Source organism: Streptomyces sp. NPDC005803 (assembly GCF_040630435.1).
GTDB lineage: Bacteria > Actinomycetota > Actinomycetes > Streptomycetales > Streptomycetaceae > Streptomyces.
The window spans coordinates 1-4959 of the sequence record NZ_JBEXXO010000063.1 but is presented as its reverse complement, the minus strand read 5'-3'; the positions used below and the strand labels follow the sequence as shown (position 1 = coordinate 4959).

Sequence of the window (4959 nt, the reverse complement as noted above, 5' to 3'; positions counted from 1 at the left end):
AGGCCGGTCACCGGGTACGTACAGCCAGGTCAGCGGGGTCTCGCCGGTCACAGGACACGCTCCGCCCGCAGCGCCGCGATCTCCGTGCCGCTCAGGCTGGACACCCGGCCAAGCGCTGGGCAGCGCTTGGCGGCGGCCGCTCGCACGACCCCGCCGGGAGTCCTCGCAGAAACTACCGCTTGCGAATGACTTGCGGTCAGTCGTACGGTCAGGTAGAGGGGGCCGGCAAAATGAAGGAGCACCGATGGGAACGCCCACGCGAAGGAAGCGGGTCGCCAAGCCGCCCGAGGAGCGGCGCAAGGACATCATGGATGCGGCCGCAGAGGTATTCGCCGGCAAAGGCATCGCGGACTCGAAGATCGAGGAGATCACCGCGCTCGCCGAGGTTTCCAAGGGCACCTTCTACTTGTACTTCAAGACGAAGGACGAAATCGCCGCGGCGCTGTGGGAACGCCACATGGACAACTTCGCCGGTGTCGGCGAAAAGATCCTGAGCAACACCGACGTGCCTCTCGACACCCGTCTCGTGGACGTTCTGGAGTCGCTGTGCCGCTTCGCACTCGACCATGCCGACCTGCACAGGGTCTTGTATGACGGAGCCGGTGCCCAGGCGGTGCACGCGGCGACCAACGAACGCCTGATCGGCATGATCGCGACTGCCGCACGGGGCGGCGTGGAGTTGGGCGAGATCGAGTGCAGCCATCCGGACATGATGGCCAGGGCTCTGTTCCACGGCTTCTGCGGGGCAGTCACCGACGCGATCACCGGTTTCGCACCCATCACCGACGACGAGGTGATCACGGCAGCGGGCGAGATGACACGAGCCGTCTTCGGACTCAGCGGGTCGGCGTCCGACCAGGGCGGTTCGCAGGAGTAGCGCCGTCCGTCCGAGAGTGTTTCCGCCCCGTATGCCGAGGACGCGTCCTCGGCATACGGGGCGGAAACACTCTCGGCGTACCGGACGGAAATGCTCGGCGTGCCAGGCGAAGACGCCCTCACCGGCCGGGCATGAGCGCAGACGCAGACGTCGTACGCGACGAACTCTTCGCCGAGGGACCGTTCCTCTCCCGGTCCCAGCACTCTCCGGAGGCCCGGCACTTTCCGGAGGACAGCCGGGAGCACCGGAACGCCGGGGTGTCCGGTGAAACGCCGGACGCCCCGCTTCTGCGGCTCTGCGCAGCAATCTCCACGGCAGTGCAAAAGCGACTTGGGTCACACCGCCTCCGATTGACTGTCGGTCAGTCAGTGGTACTGTGGTCTCATCCTGCAACTGACAGGGCGCCCGGCCACTCAGCCGCGTGGCCCCTATCTCCGAGGTCAACATGACTAACTCGAAGTACCCCGCCCCGCCGTTCGACACGGAGCTCAAGCCCGTCCTCGACGCCGTTCTCCAGGCCTTCAACTCCTCACTCCACCCCGAGGACATCCCGGCACTGCGTTCCGGTGGCTTCACCCCGGGCGTCGAGGAGCTTGTCAAGGACCGGCCGATCAAGCACTTCGAACTCACCGTTCCTGGCCCCCACGGGGCTCCGCTCCTGCTCTCGGTCTTCCGCCGGACCGACCACGTCACCCCCGGGCCCGCCTTCTTCTTCACTCACGTGGGCGGCCTGATCTTCGGCGACCGCTTCGTGGGTATCGCGCCGATCGTCAACTACGTCGAGCAGTTCGACGCCGTGGTCGTCACGGTGGAGTACCGGCTCGCCCCCGAGAACCCCGCGCCGGCTCAGGTCGAGGACGCCTACGCCGCGCTGAAGTGGACTGCTGAGCACGCCGGTGAGCTGGGCTTCGACCCCGCCAAGCTCATCACCGTCGGCGGTAGCGCCGGTGGCGGACTGGCCGCCGCCGTCACGTTGAAGGCCCGCGACGACAGCAACGGACCCGCTCTCGCCGGCCAGCTGCTGATGTACCCGATGCTCGACGACCGCAACGAGACCGTCTCCAGCCACCAGATCGACGGCATCGGTGTCTGGGACCGTACCAGCAACTTCACCGGATGGAACGCCGTGCTGGGTGAGCGCCGCGGCACGGACGACGTCTCGATCTACGAGGCTCCCGGCCGGGCCACCGACCTCTCCGGCCTTCCCCCTACCTACCTCGAGGTAGGTAGCGCGGAGGTCTTCCGCGACGAGGTCGTCGCTTACGCCTCGACCATCTGGGCCGCGGGCGGCTCCGCCGATCTGCACGTCTGGGCCGGTGGCTTCCACCTGTACGAGCTGGTGGCCGCGGACACGGTCATCGGTACCGCCTCCCGGGAGGCCCGCACCAGCTGGGTGCGCCGCACCCTGGGCCTGTAGAACCACCCTGCCTGCCTCGTCGGCGCGAAGCACTGAGGCAGGCAGCAGAATCATCACCCACCCTGCGGCGGCAGCACAGCGTCCGCGGCAGGGGAAGGCCGGTGAGGTCGTCGGTGGATGTGCCGGCCTGCGAAAGGCGGCACACCCACCGTCTGGCACCACTGTGCCGACGAACCCAGGGGTGCTGAGCGGCCGCCGGTGCGACAAGCCGTACGACGTGCAGGCCGTCAGTCGTGTCCTCGTCATGCCGCGAACGCGCCTCCGCACCTTTCGTGCCGCACACCTTTCCCCGTAGGGGCCCCGCGCACGAGCGTCCGTTCGCCGGCATCGGAGTACCGGTGACTGCGGACCTCGACGTGGCGCGCAGCGTCCGGCAGGGTCGTCGTCCAGCCGGTCGGGGGCCGAGGGCCGACCGTTGGTGAACCGCGGCGGACCGACCGTCGGTGCACCGGCCGACGGCGGACCGTTGGAGCACCGACCGGCGGCTGGCCGGCCGATGGCAGCCCGGCGGAGGCGGAAGCGTTCGCAGACGCCGGGCAGACATCGCGGCACGATGCCGGCGAACTCCACGGAGGATGCCGACAGCCCACTCCCGCGGCCCCGCACCTCATGCCCCGCACGTCGGGCCGCCCGGTCCCCACCCCCGATCGTGTACCCGGTCGGCCGGTCGAGCAGCGCTGCCAGAAACGCGCTTCGTGGTACGCCTCCGCCTGTCGGTCCGGCCTCCGGCCGTCCGGGCGGGAAACGGGACGGTGCCCCGCCCACACGTGACGGGTCGGCTCCCGACAATGCACGACAAGCAGCCCCACGGCCGCTCCGCGGCCGATACGGCCAACTCACCGGATGCCTTCGGTATGCGAGCTGAACTGCCCCTGCCTCATGGAGAATTCGTGCTCACCACCACAGACGATCTGGCGCACGGCGTCCTGTCCGTGCGACCGGCACCGCCGCTGCGCGCACCTCTCACCGCCGGCCTGCACTGGCTGGACACGCCCACCAGCCCTGCCCTGCTGTACGTCCCCGACCGCCTCCCCCCGTGGCCCGCACCCCTGCTGGTCGCCCTCCATGACGCCGGTGGCGTCCCCGGCGACATGCTCACGCTCCTCAGGCCCGCTGCCGCGGAGCACGGCGCGCTCCTGCTGGCTCCCGCCTCCGCAGAGGTCACGTGGGACGCCGTCGCCGTCGGACGCTTCGGCAAGGACGCGGTCGGTCTGCAGCACGCCATGGCCACCGTCTTCGACCACTTCCCCATCGATGTGGACCGGATCACCGTCTCCGGATTCTCCGACGGTGCCTCCTACGCCCTCGGCCTGGGGCTGGCCAATGGCGACCTGTTCACCCGCGTACTGGCCTACTCCCCCGGTCAGGTACCGCCCGTGCACCGGCACGGCCGCCCCACCGTCTTCGTTTCCCACGGCTCGGCCGACGCTGTACAGCCCATCGCCCGTACGAGCCACCGCATCGTTCCCGCCCTCGACCACGACGGTTACCACGTCGACTACATCGAGTACCCCCTCGGCCACCAGGTTCCCGAAGCGGTGGTGACCGCGTCGAGCGAACTGCTGGGCTGATCCCCGGCGCGGACAGGGGTGAGTACGGCGTTCAGCCTGCCAGGGTCCCGGGGCACACACATCCCCGGGGCCCTGGTGCCGGTGAAGCCGAGCCGGCAACGGAAAGGGTGGGAGCGTCATCCTCTCTCCACCTTTACGTCCGTAACCGCTGGGACGGCAGCAGCCGCCGGGGCCTCGCCGCTCTGTGGTGTCATGCAGAGGGCTGCCAGAGCGCTCAGCAGTGCCGCACCGGTGAGGATCCACCAGCCCTGCGCAAAGGTGTCGCGGGCATCGCCGGCGGGGGGTGCGGACCCGAGGACGGCCACCAGTGCGGCCACTCCCAGGGTGGTGCCGATCTGGCGATTCATGGTGACGACTGCCGAGCCTGTCGCCGCTTGGTCGGCCGGCAGATCCGTGGTCGCGGCGGCGAGAACGGTCGGCATCGCGAGGCCCACGCCGGCTCCCGACAGCAGGCTGCTGGGCAGCATCTCGGAGGCGTAGTGGGGTGTGGTGCCGGCCCGCAGAGCCAGCAGGGCGCAGGCCAAGCCGTACAGTGCGGAGCCCAGGGCGGCGATCGTTCCGTTCGGCAGCCGGTGAGCGAGGCGCTGGCCGATCGCGGCGAAGACGGGAACCATCAGCGGGCCGGGCGCGACGGCCAGGCCGGTGCGCAGCGCGCTGTAGCCCCACGTCTGCTGCATCCACATAATGATGGCCAGCAGGTTGGCGCCGAACGCGAAGGAGAACAGCAGACCGACCGCATTGGACCACGCAAACGTGCGAACGCGCAGCAGAGTCGGCGCGATGACCGGTGCGGGGTGGTGCGCAACGCGGAAGCCGAAGGCCAGGGCGCCGAGAACGGTCACAGCCAACGACAGTGACGTTTCCTTGGATGTCCATCCCCAGTCAGGCCCTTTGACGAGGCCGAGACTGAGTGAGCCGATGGTCGCGGCGAGTGCCGCGGTGCCCAGGATGTCGGGCAGGGTGCGCGCCAGGCCGCCACGGGGGTCGGCCGGTACGTAGCGGGTGCTTGTGGCGAGGGCGAGTGCGCCGATGGGTACGTTGATGAGGAAGACCCATTGCCATGCTGACTGGACGAGCAGGCCGCCGAGGGCTGG

General features: G+C 69.4%; 4 protein-coding genes. 3 read left to right on the top strand and 1 reads right to left on the bottom strand.

Translation table 11 applies throughout. The features are described 5' to 3' along the window. Positions 1–244: 244 nt before the first annotated feature. The 3 genes from ABZ454_RS38570 (at position 245) to ABZ454_RS38560 (ending at position 3865) form a co-directional block, all read left to right on the top strand. Positions 245–877, top strand: a complete 633-nt coding sequence (locus ABZ454_RS38570; RefSeq protein WP_359544089.1) for a TetR/AcrR family transcriptional regulator — start codon at positions 245–247, stop codon at positions 875–877. Between the two features lie 445 nt (positions 878–1322). Further along, positions 1323–2294, top strand: a complete 972-nt coding sequence (locus ABZ454_RS38565; RefSeq protein WP_359544088.1) for an alpha/beta hydrolase fold domain-containing protein — start codon at positions 1323–1325, stop codon at positions 2292–2294. Between the two features lie 890 nt (positions 2295–3184). Continuing rightward, complete coding sequence (locus tag ABZ454_RS38560; protein WP_359544087.1) at positions 3185–3865, top strand: hypothetical protein; 681 nt, start codon at positions 3185–3187, stop codon at positions 3863–3865. A 116-nt stretch (positions 3866–3981) separates the two neighbouring features. Here ABZ454_RS38560 and ABZ454_RS38555 read toward each other — a convergent pair. Next, positions 3982–4959, bottom strand: a 978-nt coding sequence (locus ABZ454_RS38555; protein ID WP_359544086.1) for an MFS transporter, incomplete at its 5' end; no start/stop codon positions are given.

Bases quoted from the DNA above. Each gene is read 5' to 3' on its own strand.
- ABZ454_RS38570 (WP_359544089.1), top strand. From the start codon at position 245: ATGGGAACGCCCACGCGAAGGAAGCGGGTCGCCAAGCCGCCCGAGGAG.
- ABZ454_RS38565 (WP_359544088.1), top strand. From the start codon at position 1,323: ATGACTAACTCGAAGTACCCCGCCCCGCCGTTCGACACGGAGCTCAAG.